Annotated in this window: 12 protein-coding genes; 4 read left to right on the top strand and 8 right to left on the bottom strand. The window is 65.9% G+C overall.

Going from position 1 to position 15710, the window contains the following annotated elements; translation table 11 throughout:
* Positions 1–48: 48 nt before the first annotated feature.
* From katG to AQZ49_RS00615, 5 genes are all read right to left on the bottom strand, one after another.
* Entirely contained in the window at positions 49–2283 is a 2235-nt protein-coding gene (katG, locus tag AQZ49_RS00635) for a catalase/peroxidase HPI (protein WP_067611363.1), read from the bottom strand.
* A 284-nt stretch (positions 2284–2567) separates the two neighbouring features.
* On the bottom strand, positions 2568–3779 hold the full coding sequence (locus AQZ49_RS00630; protein ID WP_067611360.1) for a type III PLP-dependent enzyme: 1212 nt from the start codon (positions 3777–3779) through the stop codon (positions 2568–2570).
* Positions 3780–3937: 158 nt separating this feature from the next.
* A complete protein-coding gene (locus AQZ49_RS00625; protein WP_067611356.1) occupies positions 3938–5158 on the bottom strand; it encodes a serine hydrolase domain-containing protein in 1221 nt (406 codons plus the stop codon).
* A gap of 57 nt (positions 5159–5215) precedes the next feature.
* Positions 5216–6391, bottom strand: a complete 1176-nt coding sequence (locus tag AQZ49_RS00620; protein ID WP_067611353.1) for a carboxynorspermidine decarboxylase — start codon at positions 6389–6391, stop codon at positions 5216–5218.
* Between the two features lie 16 nt (positions 6392–6407).
* The gene (locus AQZ49_RS00615; RefSeq protein WP_067611349.1) at positions 6408–7613 is read right to left on the bottom strand and encodes a saccharopine dehydrogenase family protein; all 1206 of its coding nucleotides are present in this window, start codon (positions 7611–7613) and stop codon (positions 6408–6410) included.
* An 81-nt stretch (positions 7614–7694) separates the two neighbouring features.
* Between AQZ49_RS00615 and AQZ49_RS00610 the strand changes: the two genes are divergently transcribed.
* From AQZ49_RS00610 to AQZ49_RS00595, 4 genes are all read left to right on the top strand, one after another.
* Positions 7695–8696 (top strand): threonine ammonia-lyase, encoded by a 1002-nt coding sequence (locus AQZ49_RS00610; RefSeq protein ID WP_067611346.1) that lies wholly within the window; start codon positions 7695–7697, stop codon positions 8694–8696.
* Positions 8697–8776: 80 nt separating this feature from the next.
* Positions 8777–10027 carry a BtaA family protein gene (locus AQZ49_RS00605; protein ID WP_067611345.1) on the top strand — a complete coding sequence of 417 codons (1251 nt, stop codon included), beginning with the start codon at positions 8777–8779 and terminating at the stop codon, positions 10025–10027.
* Complete coding sequence (locus tag AQZ49_RS00600; RefSeq protein ID WP_067611342.1) at positions 10024–10659, top strand: class I SAM-dependent methyltransferase; 636 nt, start codon at positions 10024–10026, stop codon at positions 10657–10659. Before AQZ49_RS00605 ends, AQZ49_RS00600 begins: the two co-directional genes overlap by 4 nt.
* A 54-nt stretch (positions 10660–10713) precedes the next feature.
* Positions 10714–11148, top strand: coding sequence for an MAPEG family protein (locus tag AQZ49_RS00595; RefSeq protein ID WP_067611339.1), 435 nt, complete (start codon positions 10714–10716; stop codon positions 11146–11148).
* Here the strand turns inward: AQZ49_RS00595 and AQZ49_RS00590 are convergent.
* From AQZ49_RS00590 to ilvD, 3 genes are read right to left on the bottom strand one after another with little or no spacing between them, the layout of a single operon-like run.
* Entirely contained in the window at positions 11133–12350 is a 1218-nt protein-coding gene (locus tag AQZ49_RS00590) for a class I SAM-dependent RNA methyltransferase (protein WP_067611337.1), read from the bottom strand. The two genes, AQZ49_RS00595 and AQZ49_RS00590, sit on opposite strands and share 16 nt — an antisense overlap.
* The gene (locus AQZ49_RS00585) at positions 12347–13762 is read right to left on the bottom strand and encodes a bifunctional ADP-dependent NAD(P)H-hydrate dehydratase/NAD(P)H-hydrate epimerase (protein WP_067611334.1); all 1416 of its coding nucleotides are present in this window, start codon (positions 13760–13762) and stop codon (positions 12347–12349) included. Before AQZ49_RS00585 ends, AQZ49_RS00590 begins: the two co-directional genes overlap by 4 nt.
* A 38-nt stretch (positions 13763–13800) precedes the next feature.
* A complete protein-coding gene (ilvD, locus tag AQZ49_RS00580; protein WP_067611332.1) occupies positions 13801–15657 on the bottom strand; it encodes a dihydroxy-acid dehydratase in 1857 nt (618 codons plus the stop codon).
* Positions 15658–15710 lie beyond the last annotated feature (53 nt).

The raw sequence follows: 15710 nt of genomic DNA, 5'->3' as shown, positions 1-15710 counted from the left end.
CGAGCCGTGTCGACGGGGCCCGCGCCTGGCGGGCCCCGTCGATGGCGATCAGGAGCGGTCGGCGTCCATCACTTTGGCCCAGGCCTTGGCGAAATCGTGCACGAACTGTTCGCGCGCATCGTCGGAGGCATAAGCTTCGGCCACGGCGCGCAATTCCGAATTCGACCCGAAAATCAGGTCGACCGGGGTGGCCGTCCACTTCAGCTTGCCGCTTGCGCGGTCGTGCCCTTCATAGACCAGACCGTCGCCCGGTGCCTTGTTCCACACATTGCCCATGTCGAGCAGGTTGACGAAGAAGTCGTTCGTCAGCGTGCCCGGATGGCTGGTGAATTCACCGGCATGCGATCCGCCGGCATTGGCATCGAGCACGCGCAACCCGCCGACCAGCGCGGTCATTTCCGGCACGGTCAGCCCCAGCATGCTGGCCTTGTCGATCAGCGCCTGGGTTGGGGTCTGCCAGCTATCCGCACTGTAATAGTTGCGGAAACCATCGGCCTTGGGTTCGAGCACGGCAAACGAGGCAACATCGGTCTGGTCCTGCGTCGCATCGACGCGGCCCGGCTTGAACGGCAGCACCAGGTCAACCCCAGCCCTGGCCGCGGCCTGTTCGACCGCGGCATTGCCTGCCAGTACGATCAGGTCGGCCAGGCTAACCACTTTGCCACCGGTGGCATGCGCGTTGTAATCGGCGCGCAGTTTTTCCAGCGCGGCCAGCACTTTGGCCAGTTCCGCCGGATCGTTGGCGGCCCAGTCCTTTTCGGGCGCCAGACGAATGCGCGAACCATTGATGCCGCCGCGCAAGTCGGTGCCACGATACGTCGAGGCCGCCGCCCACGCTGCGCGGACCAGTTGCGGGCCAGTCAGCCCCGATGCCAGCACTTTGGCCTTCAGCGTCACGACATCGGCCGCCTCGATCAGCGGATGGTGTTCGACCGGCAGCGGGTCCTGCCACGAAAAGGTCTGCGCGGGCACTTCGGTGCCGATGTAATGCCATTTCGGCCCCATGTCGCGGTGGGTCAGCTTGAACCAGGCGCGGGCAAAGGCGTCGGCAAACTGGTCGGGGTGGTCCTTGAACCGCAGCGCAATCGCGCGGAACGCGGGATCTTCCTTCATCGCGATGTCGGTGGTGAACATCATCGGTGCGTGGCGCTTGTCGGCATCGGTCGCGTCGGGCACGATCTGTACCTCGGCGGCGTTCTTCGGCTCCCACTGCGTGGCGCCCGCCGGGCTCTTGACCTTGACCCAGTCGAACATGAACAAGTTGTCGAGATACTGCGTGCTCCACGCGATCGGATTGGCCGACCATGCGCCTTCGAGACCGCTGGTCACCGCATCGGCGCCCGCGCCACTGCCGCATGTGTTCTTCCAGCCCAACCCTTGCGCTTCGATCGGTGCACCGCCCGGTGCAGCGCCCAGGCACGAGGCTGGGTGCGCGCCGTGTGCCTTGCCAAAGGTGTGGCCCCCGGCGATCAGCGCGACGATTTCCTCGTCATTCATCGCCATCCGGCCAAATGCCTGGCGAATGTCATGCGCGGCGGCCAGTGGATCGGGATTACCATTGGGACCTTCGGGATTGACGTAGATCAGCCCCATCTGCACCGCCGCGAGCGAACCCTTGAGATTGCGTTTGGCATCGAAGCGGTTGGCATCGGACCCCATCCACTGCTTTTCGGTGCCCCAGAACACCACGTCGGGCTGCCATGAATCCGCGCGACCGCCGCCAAAGCCCAGTGTCTTGAAACCCATCTGTTCCAGCGCGACGTTGCCCGTCAGCACCATCAGATCGCCCCACGACAGCTTGCGACCATACTTCTGCTTGATCGGCCACAACAGGCGCCGTGCCTTGTCCAGATTGGCGTTGTCGGGCCAGGAATTGAGCGGTTCAAACCGCTGTTCGCCGCCGCCGCCGCCGCCACGTCCGTCGATCGTGCGATAGGTGCCGGTGCTGTGCCAGGCCATGCGGATAAAGAACGGGCCATAGTTGCCATAATCGGCCGGCCACCAGGCCTGCGGCGTGGTCAGCGTTTTGGCGATGTCGGCCTTTACCGCGTTGAGATCAAGCGAAAGGAACGCCTTGGCATAGTCAAAATCGGCACCATAAGGGTTGGCACCCCGGTTTTCGTTCTGGCGCAGCGGGCTCAGATCGAGCCGGTCGGGCCACCAGTCGCTGTTGGTGGTCGGCTTGTCGGGTGCGGGCGCGGTCATCGCGGGGTCGGCGGCCTGGGCGGCCACCGGACTTGCCAGCATCAGCGCCAGAGCAAGCGTGGAAAGCGAGCTTCGCATGGTCTATCCTCTTGCGATGTCCGGGCGCAAGGCATCGGCACGCAAACGCCACCGCACCGGTGAACGCCGCGTCGTGCTGCGCCGGACTTTGTGTTGATCGTCACCGGTATCGGAAAATGGGCCCTCCCCGGCGCAGCAGACGATGGGGCAGCGTGTCTGATTGGTGAAACGCATTTGTCCGGTCACGCTGATCGGTTTGGCCGATCAATCCTGGCGCCGCGCACAAGCAAAAAGGCCCCGCCGGTCGGGCGGGGCCTTGTTGATGGCAACGTTGATTGATCAGCTCACCGCAGCGAAACCACGTTGTCGCTGACGCGCGGATCGCGGTGGGTGCCGCGATACTGGCTGGCCATCGGTTCGTCGGTCACGACATGGACCTGCGCATCGCCAAACCCGTTGAACGCAGTCTTCATCGCCGCGCCATAGGCGCCCAGCATGCCGATTTCGATATAGTCGCCCACGCCGATATCGGCAGGCAGCTCGAACGGCCCGGCCATATGGTCCATATCGTCGCAGGTCGGCCCGTAGAAGCTGAACGGCACGAGTTCCGCCTGGCTTTCCGCAGCGCGCAACACCCGCACCGGAAAGCGCCAGCCGACATGCGCGGCGTCGAACAGCGCGCCATAGGCCCCGTCGTTGATATACAATTCGTTGTCGCGGCGCCGTTCGACGCGCACGATGATCGAATTGTATTCCGCCGACAGCGCCCGGCCCGGTTCGCACCACAGTTCCGCCGAATATGACACCGGCAGCGATTCATAGGTGCGGTCGATCAGCGCGAAGAAATCTTCGAGCGGGGGCGGTTCCATGCCCGGATAGATCGAAGGAAAACCGCCGCCGACATCGATGATATCGACCGTGACCGACGCATCCACAATCGCCGCACGCACCTTTTCCAGGGCCTGCACATAGGCAAACGGCGTCATCGCCTGGCTGCCGACGTGGAAGCAGATGCCCAGGCAATCGGCCAACTGGCGCGTGGCCTGCAACAGCTCGCGCGCATCGGCCAGTTCGCAGCCGAATTTCGACGCCAGGCTCAGCTCGGAATATTCCGAAGACACGCGCAGCCGCACGCACAGCGTCAGGTCGGTCGGTTCGACGCCGCCATTGGCCTCGGTCGTGGCACGCCGGATCTTTTCCAGTTCCTCGATGGTGTCGAGGCTGAAGGTGCGCACGCCGTGGTCGCGATAGGCTTCGACAATCGCGGTCGGCGCCTTGACCGGGTGCATGAAGCACAGCGTGGCCTCGGGCAACAGACCGCGCACCAGCCGCGTTTCGGCAATCGAGGCGACATCATAATGGGTGACGCCCGCGCCCCACAGAACCTTGATCAGGTCGGGCGACGGGTTGGCCTTTACCGCATAGAGCGTCTTGCCCGGAAACTTCTCGACAAAGAAGCGGGCAGCGCGCGCAGCGGCATGCGGGCGATTGAGAATGGCAGGTTCGTCCGGCGCGGTTGCGCGGGCTACGGCCAAAGCATCGAGATAATGGTGCAACTCAAGGGACCCCCAACGACATTGTTGAACAAAGCTGCCTTGCGGTTTGGAAGTCCCCATGGGGCAGCGAGCGGCGTAAATAGCCCCTCCCCCCCCCAATTCAAGGGAAAAATTCGGACAATCTCAAATCTGTCAAAAATCTGAAATATATCTGTCGCTCATGCCCGCAAGGCACGGCCCAGTGCCTGCCACATCGGGATCGAAATTGGATCGTTGCCCGCGTTTCCCGCCACCGGATGCGATCCGAACCGCGCGATCACCAGATCGGCCTCCGGCGCAATCCACAGCGCCTGGCCATGGATGCCGCGCGCCGAAAACCCGCCATCGGGGCCATGGCTGTGCCACCACTGGCTGCCATAGCTCCACCCCGGCAGCGACGGATAGTGCGGCGTGTCAAACTGATCGGGCCGCCCGCCCCGGCGGATCGCGGCGATCGCCGCCGCCGGAACCAGCCCCTGCCCGCCGGTGCGGAGCATTTCGCCAAACCGCGCCAGATCCTCCAGCCGCAGGCACAGCCCACCACCGGCAAACGGCGTACCGATCGAATCGACCATCACATCGGCATCGTGCAGGCCCAGCGGTTGCCAGAACCGTTCGGACAAGTTGGTGGCAAAGGCCTGGCCGGTCACGCGCGTGACGATCCAGTTGAGCACGTCGGTGTTGCAGGTACGATAGGTGAACGCCTGTCCGTGATCGCCATTGGCGGCGACGCCGGCCAGAAACGACCACATATCACGCGGGCCGTCATAATCGGCCGATGGCGGCACAAAGCCGACCGCCGCGCTATACGCACCGATGCCGGATTTGGGATCCGTGTATTCCTCGCTGAAAGCGACTGCCGTGGTCATGTCCATGACCTGCCCGACGGTGGCATTGCCGAACCCGCTGGCAGCCAGTTCGGGCACATAGGCCGATACCGGCGCGCCAGGATCGAGCCGCCCTTCGGCGACCAAACTGGCGGCGATCGTGCCAACAAAGCTCTTGGTCACCGAAAAGGCGATATGGCGTGTTTCCGGCCCGGTTACGCCATACCAGCGTTCGAGGATCACCTGCCCCTTGTGCACCACCAGCAGGCCATCGGCATACGTGCCCAACAGTCCCTGTTCGAGCGTCATCGGCGTGTCGCTGCCCAGCGGGGTGAACGTCAGCCCGGACAGCGATTCGTCGATCGCGCGCGGCAGCGGCGCCGCGTTGCCGCCCGCCACGCGCACCGTGGGCAGCATTTCGCGAAAGTGCGAAAAGGCCCAGCGCGTCTTGGGAAAGCGCCAGTGATCGGCATTGCGCCACAGCACTTGGCGTTCAGGCGGCGGCGGGAACCCCTGCATCCAGCCCATGGCCACGGGATCGCTGGCTATCGCGTCGGGTACGGCGTCGGTCATCGGTGCTCTCCGGGTGCAGATCGTGTTTTTCGCACACAGTCTGCCCCGTCCGCCCGCTCAGGACAACCGGTCGCGGAAATCCTCATAGGCAAAGCTGCGGATGCATTCGAGCGCGTCGGTCTCGCTGTCCCACAACCAGATCGACGGCAGCGGCACGCCGTTGAAGGTGGTGGTCTTGACCATCGAATAGTGCGCCTGATCGAGAAACGCGAAGCGCGTGCCCGGCGCGCCCCCATCGGGCAGGCGATAGTCGCCGATCACGTCGCCCGCCAGACACGACGGCCCGCCCAGCCGCACGGGATCGCTGTCATCCTCCCGCTCGCTCAGCATGGCCGGGCGATAGGGCGCCTCGATCACGTCGGGCATATGGCATGTCGCGGAAATGTCGGTGATCGCCACCGGCATGCCGTTGTGCTGCACATCGAGCACGGTGCCGACCAGAATCCCGGCGTCGAGCGCCACCGCCTCGCCGGGTTCGAGATAGATATCGCAACCGGTCTCGGCCCTGGTCGCCTGGAGGAACTCGACCAGCTCGTCGCGTTGGTAATCGGCGCGGGTGATATGGTGGCCGCCCCCGAAATTGAGCCATTGCAAGCGGCTGAAAAAGGGCGCCAGCCGGGGCCGTAGCGCAGCCCAGGTGCGTTTGAGCGGTTCCAGATCCTGTTCGCACAGCGAATGGAAATGGATGCCGTCGACGCCCGCCAGATGCTCTTCACGCAACTGGTCGATCGGAAAGCCCAGCCGCGAATGCGGGGCGCAAGGGTCATAGCGCGGGACTTCGCCTGTCGCATGCAGCGGATTGATGCGCAGGCCCACATCGAACCGGTCACCACGCGCGCGCGCCTCCGCCAGCACATCGGCAAACCGCGCGATCTGCCCCGGCGAATTAAAGATCACATGATCCGACACGCGGCAGATTTCCGGCAGGTCCTCGGCCTTGTACCCTGCGCAATAGGTCGCGATCTCGCCGCTGTAATGCTCGGCGGCCAGCCTCGCCTCCCACAGGCCTGATGTGCAGACCCCGTCGAGATGCTGCCCGATCAGCGGGGCGACGCGCCACATGCTGAACGCCTTGAGCGCGGCGAGCAGCCTGATCCCGGCGCGGTCGCGCACATCCGCGAGCACGCCGAGATTGCGCCGCAACGCCGCCGCATCGACCACGAACGCCGGGCTGTCGACCCGGGCCAGATCAAACCGGGCAAAGGCGCCGGGATCGCCCGCGCGCGTTTCCATCAGCAACGACCTTTCATCAGAACGCCAATGGCGCGTCGAGTTCCTTGACCTGCCACGGCAGGCCATGGGCATTGAGCATGTCCATGAACGGATCGGGGTCCATCTGTTCCATGTTGAACACGCCCGCGCCGCCCCACACGCCTTGCACCAGCAGCGCCGCGCCGATCATCGCGGGCACCCCGGTGGTATAGCTGATCGCCTGGTTGCCGGTTTCGGCATAGGCGTCTTCGTGGTCGCAGATGTTGTAAATGTAATAGGTCTTCTCGACCCCGTCCTTGGTGCCGGTGGCGATATCGCCGATATTGGTCTTGCCCTTGGTGGTGGCGCCCAGCGAAGCGGGTTCGGGCAGCACGGCCTTGAGGAACTGCAGGGGGATCACTTCCTTGCCCTCGTAGATCACCGGATCGATCCGCGTCATGCCGACATTCTGCAGCACGGTCAGGTGGGTGATATAGGCATCGCCAAACGTCATCCAGAACCGCGCGCGTTCCATTTCGGGGATGAACCGCGCCAGGCTTTCCAGCTCTTCATGGTACATCATATACATCGTCTTGGGGCCGACCGCCTCGAAGTCGAAGCTCTGCCTAGTGCTCAGCGGCGGGGTTTCGACCCACTGGCCACCTTCCCAATGGCGCGCGGGCGCGGTCACTTCGCGGATGTTGATTTCGGGATTGAAATTGGTGGCAAAGGCCTGACCATGGTCGCCGCCGTTGCAATCGAGAATGTCGAGCGTGCGGATGGTGTCGAGCTTGTGCTTCTTCAGCCACATCGCGAACACGCTGGTCACGCCGGGGTCGAACCCCGATCCGAGCAGCGCGGTCAGCCCGGCGGCGGCAAACTTTTCCTGATAGGCCCACTGCCAGCTATATTCGAACTTGGCCACGTCGCGCGGTTCGTAATTGGCGGTGTCCATATAGTTGACCCCGGCGGCAAGGCAGGCGTCCATGATCGCCAGATCCTGATAGGGCAGCGCCAGATTGACGACGAGCGCGGGCCTGATCGCATTGAGCAGCGCGGTGGTCGCGGCAACATCGTCGGCATCGATGGCATAAGTCGCCACATCGACCCCGGTACGCTGCTTGACCGAGGCTGCAATCGCCTCGCACTTTGAAACGGTGCGACTGGCCAGCGCGATCTCGCTGAAAATGCCGGGATTCATCGCCATCTTGTGAACAGCAACCGATCCGACGCCGCCAGCGCCGATGACAAGAACCTTGGCCATGGGGGGTGTTCTCCCGTAGAGCGAGTGGGCCCGCGCGCATGGTGCGCGACAGGCAATGGATCGCGCATTTAGGGCAACACGATGACAAACCCAAGTCCCCAATCACCACTGTCAGAATTGCGCGCACCAACGCGCGACGGCGTGTTGCGCGCGGCGGCAAAAATGGCCCGATTGCTGCCGCCGACGCCGCTGCTGCCGCTGACCCTGCCCGATGGTGCCATGGTGTGGGCCAAGGTGGAAAGTCTGCAACCGGTCGGCGCGTTCAAGATCCGGGGCGCCTGGCACCGCCTGACCGACATGACCGCCGATGAACGCGCGCGCGGCATTGTCGCGGTGTCGAGCGGCAACCACGCTCAAGGGGTTGCCTGGGCCGCCGCGCGGCTGGGTATCGCAGCGCGGATCGTCATGCCCGCCGATGCGCCCGAAGTGAAACTGGCGGCCACCCGCGCACTGGGCGCCGATATTGTGCTGTATGACCGGCGCGGCGGGGAATCGCGCGATGCCGTTGCCGCCGCGCTGATCGCGCAATCAGGCGCAGTGCTGGTCCACGCCTTTGGCGATCCGTGGGTGATCGAGGGCCAGGGAAGCGCCGGGATCGAACTGGCCGCGCAAATGGTGGCGCAGGCGGGCGGCGCACCAACGCGGATCGTCTGCCCGTGCGGCGGCGGCGGGCTGAGCGCGGGGCTGGTGCTGGCCTGCCCCGACGCCACGGTGGTGCCGGTCGAACCCGCCGGGTGGGACGATCTGACCCGCAGCCTGGCCCATGGCGCGATCGAGCCGGTGGCCGGCGATGCCCCGCCCACCGCATGCGACGCGCTGCAGACCCCGGCGACCTATCCGATCAATTTCGCGGTGTTACACGCGGCAGGCGTGCGCGGCGTATCCGTCACCGAGGCCGAAGTGCGCGCGGCGCAGCGCTGGGCGTTCGACCGGTTGCATCTGGTGATCGAACCGGGCGGCGCAGCGGGCCTGGCCGCGCTGATCGCGGGCAAAGTGCCCGCCGACGGGCGCACAGCGGTGATCCTGTCGGGCGGCAATGTCGATCGTGCAGCCTATGCCCGCGTGCTCGCCGGAGACAAATAGCGCTCAACACACTTGCCACAAATCCGCAACAGGACCGTCGTAAACCCTCGCCATCTGATTTGGTAATAGGGTTATCCAACATGGTCATGGGTCTGAAACGTCGCCGCGCAGACCGCGCTGCACAGGCAAAGCCGCCGATCGTCAAAGCGGTCGTGCGCAAGGGCGCCGGTGTCGGTGGCAGAGTGCTCGACCACGCCTTTGCGTTCGCTTTTCGCGGGCTGGTCTATGCGCAGATCTGGGAAGACCCGGCGATCGACATGGAGGCGCTGGCCATCCGCCCCGACAGCCGCATGGTCGCCATCGCCAGCGGCGGGTGCAACGTGCTGTCCTATCTGGTTGCCGATCCAGCGGCGATCACCGCGGTCGATCTCAACACTGCGCATGTCGCGCTGGGCAAGCTGAAGATCGCATCGGCCCGTCATTTGCCCGACTATGCGCATTTCCGGCGCTTTTTTGCCGAGGCCGACCGGCCATCGAACCTGGCGGCATATCACGCCTATGTTGCGCCCTATCTCGACGAGCCGACCCGGCGCTATTGGGAAGGCCGCGACCTGACCTTGCGCCGCCGCATCGGCGGGTTTCGCAAGGGCATCTACAAGCGCGGCCTGCTGGGCGGGTTCATCGGCATGGCGCATCTGCTGGCGCGGCTCTATCGCATCGATCTCAAACAGATCCTGTCAGCCCCGACGCGCGAGGCGCAGCGCGCCGTGTTCGAGGCGCAACTGGCGCCGCTGTTCGACAAGAAATTCGTGCGCTGGCTGACCGACCAGCCCGCCGCGCTGTTCGGCCTGGGCATCCCGCCCGCGCAGTTCGACGCGCTGGCGGGCGATCAGCCGATGGCCCAGGTGCTGCGGCGGCGGCTGGAAAAGCTGGCCTGCGATTTCGCAGTGGAAGACAACTATTTCGCCTGGCAGGCCTTTTCGCGCGGGTATGGCCGTGATGCCGATGCGCCGCTGCCGCCCTATCTGCAAAAGGACAATTGGGACAAAGTGCGCGCGCGGGTCGATCGGGTCGACGTGCGCCATGCCAATCTGACCGAATGGCTGGCCGAACAGGCCGATGCCTCGCTCGATCGCTATGTCCTGCTCGATGCGCAAGACTGGATGAGCGACGCGCAGCTCAATGCATTGTGGGCGCAGATCACCCGCACTGCGCGGCCCGGCGCGCGCGTGCTGTTCCGCACCGCCGCCGAGCCCAGCCTGTTGCCCGGACGCGTGGAAGACACCGTGCTGGCGCGCTGGACTTATCATACCGAGGCTTCGGCCGATTACACCCGCCGCGACCGTTCGTCGATTTATGGCGGGGTGCATCTCTATGAGTTGCAGGCATGACCACCGCCGCGCATGGCGTGTTGATGGACCGGGTCTATCGGCGCCAGAAACATATCTATGACATCACGCGCAAATATTACCTGTTCGGGCGCGACCGGCTGATTGCCGGGATGAATGCCACACCCGGACAGCGCGTGATCGAACTGGGCTGCGGCACCGGGCGCAATCTGGCGCGGATCGGCGCGGTCTGGCCGCAGGTACAGCTCCACGGCCTCGACATCTCGCGCGAGATGCTGGGGCTGGCGGGCGAAAAGCTGGGCCCGCGCGCAGTGCTGGCGGTGGGCGATGCCACTGGTTTCGATGCGGCGGCGCTGTTCGGCACGGCGACATTCGATCATGTCGTGCTGTCCTATGCCTTGTCGATGATCCCCGACTGGCAGGGCACGATCGCGCAGGCCGTGCGCCTGCTGGCGCCGGGCGGGTGCCTGCACATCGTCGATTTCGGCGATTTCGGCGGGCTGCCCCGCCCCTTGTCGGCACTGCTGCGCGGCTGGCTGCGGCTGTTCCATGTCACCCCGCGCGATGCATTGGGCACGGTGGCCGCGCGCATTGCGCTGCAACAGGGGCTGGACCATACACGCTGCAACGGCCCCTTGCGCTATTACCGGATGATCGTGCTGACGCGCGTTTGACATCGCCGCCCCGCCCGGCGCAGACTTCGCGCCGGGGAATGACAGGGGGATGGGATGCGGGACGCGATTCTTGCACCGGCGGCCGTGCTGGTGGTGTGGACGCTGATCATGCTGGGATGGCTCGCGGCGGCGCGGATACCCGCTATCGGCGGCAGCCGAGTGCTGAAACAAGCGCGCGTTGGCATGCGCGGGCAGGATCTGGAAACCATCCTGCCGCCGCGCGCCAACTGGCCGGGGCACAATTACACGCATCTGACCGAACAGCCGACGCTGTTCTATGCCACCGTGCTGATTCTGGCGCTGGTCGGCGCGGGGCACGTCGATGTTGCACTGGCCTGGGGCTATGTCGGCATCCGCATCGTGCATTCGCTGTGGCAAGTGCTGGTCAACCGCATTGCCGTGCGGTTCGCGCTGTTCGCCATTTCGACCGGGCTGTTGCTCGCGCTGGCCATCCGTGCCGCGCTGATCTGCCTTTATGGCGCGTCCTGATCGCGCACGAACAGACTGGCGAGTTCGACATGCGTTGACCAGCGGAACTGGCCGACCGCGCGCAGACCGGCCAGACGATAGCCCCCGGCGATCAGCGTGGCCGCATCGCGCGCCCAGCTTGCCGAATTGCAACTGATATAGACCACGCGCGGTACGAGCGATGCTGCGATATAACCCACTTGTTCGCGCGCACCGGCACGCGGCGGGTCGAGCAGCACACCGGCAAAGCGGTTGAGCTCTTCGCCCTGCAGCGGGTTGCGAAACAGATCGCGGTGCAGCGCATGGACCGGGCGGCCATGCATCCGCGCCGCCGCCTGACACGCCAGATGCGCATCGCGCGCCGCCTCTACCGCCAGCACTTTGGTGCCCGCACTGGCCAGCGCAAAGGCAAACGTGCCCAGCCCCGAAAACAGATCGGCCACGGTCGCCGCACCGTCCAGCCATTCGCGCGCCGCATCCGCCAGCGCCGCCTCGCCATCGGCGGTCGCCTGCAGAAACGCGCCCGGCGGCAGGCCGACCGGAGTACCGCCCAGTGTGATGGTAACCGGTTCGGGTTCCCACACCGTATCGGCGCCATAGCCGCCATCGATGGTCAGCCGTGCCAAACCCTGATCGCGCGCGAAATCGAGCAGCGCCTCGGTCTGCGCCAGACCTTCGGCAACATAGCCCGACAGGCCGAGCGCCACGCCCTGATCGGCCAGGGTAAGATCGATATCGACCGCCAGCTTGCGATCGGCGCGCGCCGCCAGCAGCGTGCGCAACGGCGCCACCAGCGCAAACAGCGCGGGCGCCAGCACATCGCATTGCTTCAGATCGACCAGCTTGTGCGAGCCCTGTTCGCGAAAGCCCAGCACCACGCGTCGCCCGATCGCCTGCGCGTGCAAGGTCGCGCGGCGGCGGGTGTGCGGCGGCGACACATGCGCCGGCGGCATGTCGCCGGGTTCGATACCCTGCCCGCGCGCCGCGCCAGCCACGCGGTCGGCCACGAACGCCGTCAACGCGCGATCCGACAGATGCTGCAACTGGCACGATCCGCAGGCGGGAAAATGGCGGCACGCGGGTTCGACATGATCGGGCCCATGAGTCAGCGACCCATCCGCCTCGATCACGTCGCCCGGTGCGGCCAGCGGCACGTGGCGGCCATCGGCGGTGGCGCCATCACCCTTTGCGGCGACGCGCACGATCAATCCTGATATGTTCACAGCGCGGCCCGTACAGCCTGTTGCACGCAAAGGGCAAGGTCTGCCGCTGCAAAAGCCGGACCGGCATGGCGCGCCGCCTCGCCATGCAGCCACACCCCCTGGCACGCCGCCCGCAAGGGATCACGCGTGACGGCCAGGCGACCGGCGATGATCCCGGCCAGCACATCGCCGGTGCCCGCGACCGACAGCCACGAACTCGCCCGCGGCGCCACGATCACCTGCCCGTCGGGCGTGGCGATCACCGTGTCGGGCCCTTTGGCCACCACCACTGCATCCGCCGCCACCGCCAGCCGTATCGCGCGATCGCGCTTTGGCCCCGCACCCGGCAACCCGAACGCGCGTTCCAGCGTCGCCAGCTCGCCCGCGTGCGGGGTCAGCACGATGCCGGTGCCTTTGCCCTGCCCCGGTCGCAGCAGCATCAGACCATCGGCATCGACAACGGTCGGCCTGCCGGCCGCCAACGCCATGGCCAGCCGTTCGCGCGCCACACCGTCGCGCCCAAGCCCCGGCCCGACCAGCACCGCCGCAATCCGCGCATCGGCCAGCGCCGCAGCGGGATCTTCGCGCACCACCACCACATCGGCAGGCACCGCGCCCGGATCGCCTTGCGTGATCAGCCGCAGATAGCCCGCCCCGGCATGGCGCGCCGCCAAAGTGGCCAGCATGGCCGCACCGGGCATCGCCCCGCCGACAATCGCCAGCAACCCGCGCGTATATTTGTAGGCATCGGCCGCAGGCATCGCGAGCTGGGCCCGGGGCAGCACAATCGCCGCACCCGGAACCGCCGAAACGCCGATATCGACCAGCCGCAGCGCACCCATCAGCGGGGCCGCGGGCATCGCAAAATGCGCGTGTTTCCACGCGCCGAGCGCCACCGTCAGATCAAACGTCGGCAATCCGGGATTGAGCACCGCGCCGCTGTCGCTGTCCACCCCGCTGGGCACGTCGATCGCGACGCGATGATGGTGCCGGTCGGCCAGCCCCGACAACAGCGCAAATGCATCGGCATCGAGCGCACGCGTCAACCCGCTGCCGAACAGGCAATCGACCAGCACATCGCCATGCGGCAGGACAGCGGGCACGCCATCGATCACCGTGCCGCCAAACGCCGCACGCGCCGCGATGGCCGCCGCGGTGCGCGGCGGACCCGGCGCGATCACCCGCACCGGCACGCCGCGTTCGGCCAGATGCCGCGCGATCACATAGCCATCGCCGCCATTGTTGCCCGGGCCGCATAGCACGGTCACCCGGCGCCCGGCGGCCAGGCGATGCACCCAGGCCCCGGCGCCGTGCCCGGCGATCTCCATCAGGCTGTCGACCGATGCACCGGCATCGATCAGCGCGGTTTCGGCCGCGCGCATCTGCGCAACGGTCAGGACTTGTTGCAACGCCACGGTTGGGGATTTGCGCATCGGCAAACCATCCGGCGCTTTGCTGCGCCGGTCAAGCGTTACCGGGCACGCAACTGGCTGACATCGCGCACCGCACCGCGCGCGGCGCTGGTGGTCATCGCGGCATAGGCCTGCAACGCCACCGAAACCTGGCGCGGGCGCGGTTTGACCGGGGTCCAGGCCGCAGCGCCCTTCGCCGCCATCGCGGCGCGGCGTTCGGCCAGCACGGCATCGCTGACCTCCAGCCGGATCGCGCGAGTGTGGATGTCGATGGTGATCACATCGCCGTTTTCGACCAGCCCGATCGTGCCGCCTTCTGCCGCTTCGGGCGAGACATGGCCGATCGACAGGCCCGACGTGCCGCCCGAAAAGCGTCCATCGGTGATCAGCGCGCAGGCTTTGCCCAGCCCTTTCGACTTGATGTAGCTGGTGGGGTACAGCATTTCCTGCATGCCCGGCCCGCCGCGCGGCCCTTCATAGCGGATCACCACGACATCGCCCGCCTTTACCTGCCCGGTCAGGATGCCCGTCACGGCGGCGTCCTGGCTTTCGAACACCACGGCCGGGCCGGTGAACGTCAGGATGCTGTCATCCACCCCGGCGGTCTTGACGATGCACCCGTCGAGCGCGACGTTGCCGGTCAATACGGCCAGCCCGCCATCCTTTGAAAAGGCATGCTCGACACTGCGGATCACGCCGTGTTCGCGGTCCAGATCGAGTTCGGCCCAGCGGCGGTTCTGGCTGAATGCCACCTGGGTCGGCACGCCGCCGGGGGCGGCTCGGAAGAATTCGCGCACTGCCTCGGAATTGGTGCGGCCGATATCCCATTGCGCCAGCGCGTCGCCGAGTGTGCGGCTGTGCACGGTGGGCAGATCGGTCCGGATCAGCCCGCCGCGTTCCAGTTCGCCCAGGATCGCCATGATCCCGCCTGCGCGGTGGACATCTTCCATATGTACGTCGGCCTTGGCCGGGGCGACTTTGGACAGGCAAGGCACGCGGCGCGACAGGCGGTCGATATCGGCCATGGTGAACGGCACTTCGGCTTCATGCGCGGCGGCGAGCAGATGGAGCACGGTGTTGGTCGACCCGCCCATCGCGATATCGAGGCTCATCGCGTTTTCGAACGCGGCAAACCCGGCAATCGTGCGCGGCAACGCGTCGGCATCGTCCTGTTCGTACCAGCGCCGTGCCAGATCGACGACCACCCGCCCGGCTTCGCGGAACAGCCGTTCGCGATCGGCATGCGTGGCCAGTACCGAACCATTGCCCGGCAGGCTGAGACCCAGAGCTTCGGTCAGGCAATTCATCGAATTGGCGGTGAACATGCCGCTGCATGAACCGCACGTCGGGCAGGCCGAGCGCTCGATCGTCTGCACTTCCTCGTCGGTATAGCTGTCATCGGCGGCGGCGACCATCGCGTCGATCAGGTCGAGCGCGGTTTCCTTGCCGCGCAGCACGACTTTGCCCGCCTCCATCGGCCCGCCCGACACGAACACCACCGGGATGTTGATGCGCAGCGCCGCCATCAGCATGCCCGGCGTAATCTTGTCGCAATTGGAAATGCACACCATCGCATCGGCACAATGCGCATTGACCATATATTCGACGCTGTCGGCGATCAGATCGCGGCTGGGCAGCGAATAGAGCATGCCGTCGTGACCCATGGCGATGCCGTCATCGACCGCGATGGTGTTGAATTCCTTGGCAACCCCGCCCGCAGCCTCGATTTCGCGCGCGACCAGTTGGCCCAGATCCTTCAGGTGGACGTGCCCCGGCACGAATTGCGTGAACGAGTTGACCACCGCAATGATCGGCTTGCCGAAATCGCTGTCCTTCATGCCCGTGGCCCGCCATAGACCGCGAGCCCCGGCCATATTGCGTCCGTGGGTGGTGGTGCGCGAGCGATAGGGGGGCATTACGAGCGACTCCGGTCTTGTTTTCACGAATTTGGAATGATCGCGCTCCCTAG

Origin of the sequence: Novosphingobium sp. FSW06-99, from assembly GCF_001519065.1 — a bacterium.
In the GTDB taxonomy this organism is placed as follows: Bacteria; Pseudomonadota; Alphaproteobacteria; order Sphingomonadales; family Sphingomonadaceae; genus Novosphingobium.
This window is presented reverse-complemented; position numbering and strand designations above follow the sequence as displayed.

Coding starts and splice junctions, on each gene's coding strand:
- AQZ49_RS00595 (WP_067611339.1), top strand. CDS start 10,714: ATGCGGGACGCGATTCTTGCACCGGCGGCCGTGCTGGTGGTGTGGACG.
- ilvD (WP_067611332.1), bottom strand. CDS start 15,657: ATGCCCCCCTATCGCTCGCGCACCACCACCCACGGACGCAATATGGCC.
- AQZ49_RS00625 (WP_067611356.1), bottom strand. CDS start 5,158: ATGACCGACGCCGTACCCGACGCGATAGCCAGCGATCCCGTGGCCATG.
- AQZ49_RS00610 (WP_067611346.1), top strand. CDS start 7,695: ATGACAAACCCAAGTCCCCAATCACCACTGTCAGAATTGCGCGCACCA.
- AQZ49_RS00615 (WP_067611349.1), bottom strand. CDS start 7,613: ATGGCCAAGGTTCTTGTCATCGGCGCTGGCGGCGTCGGATCGGTTGCT.
- AQZ49_RS00600 (WP_067611342.1), top strand. CDS start 10,024: ATGACCACCGCCGCGCATGGCGTGTTGATGGACCGGGTCTATCGGCGC.
- AQZ49_RS00620 (WP_067611353.1), bottom strand. CDS start 6,391: ATGGAAACGCGCGCGGGCGATCCCGGCGCCTTTGCCCGGTTTGATCTG.
- AQZ49_RS00585 (WP_067611334.1), bottom strand. CDS start 13,762: ATGCGCAAATCCCCAACCGTGGCGTTGCAACAAGTCCTGACCGTTGCG.
- katG (WP_067611363.1), bottom strand. CDS start 2,283: ATGCGAAGCTCGCTTTCCACGCTTGCTCTGGCGCTGATGCTGGCAAGT.
- AQZ49_RS00605 (WP_067611345.1), top strand. CDS start 8,777: ATGGTCATGGGTCTGAAACGTCGCCGCGCAGACCGCGCTGCACAGGCA.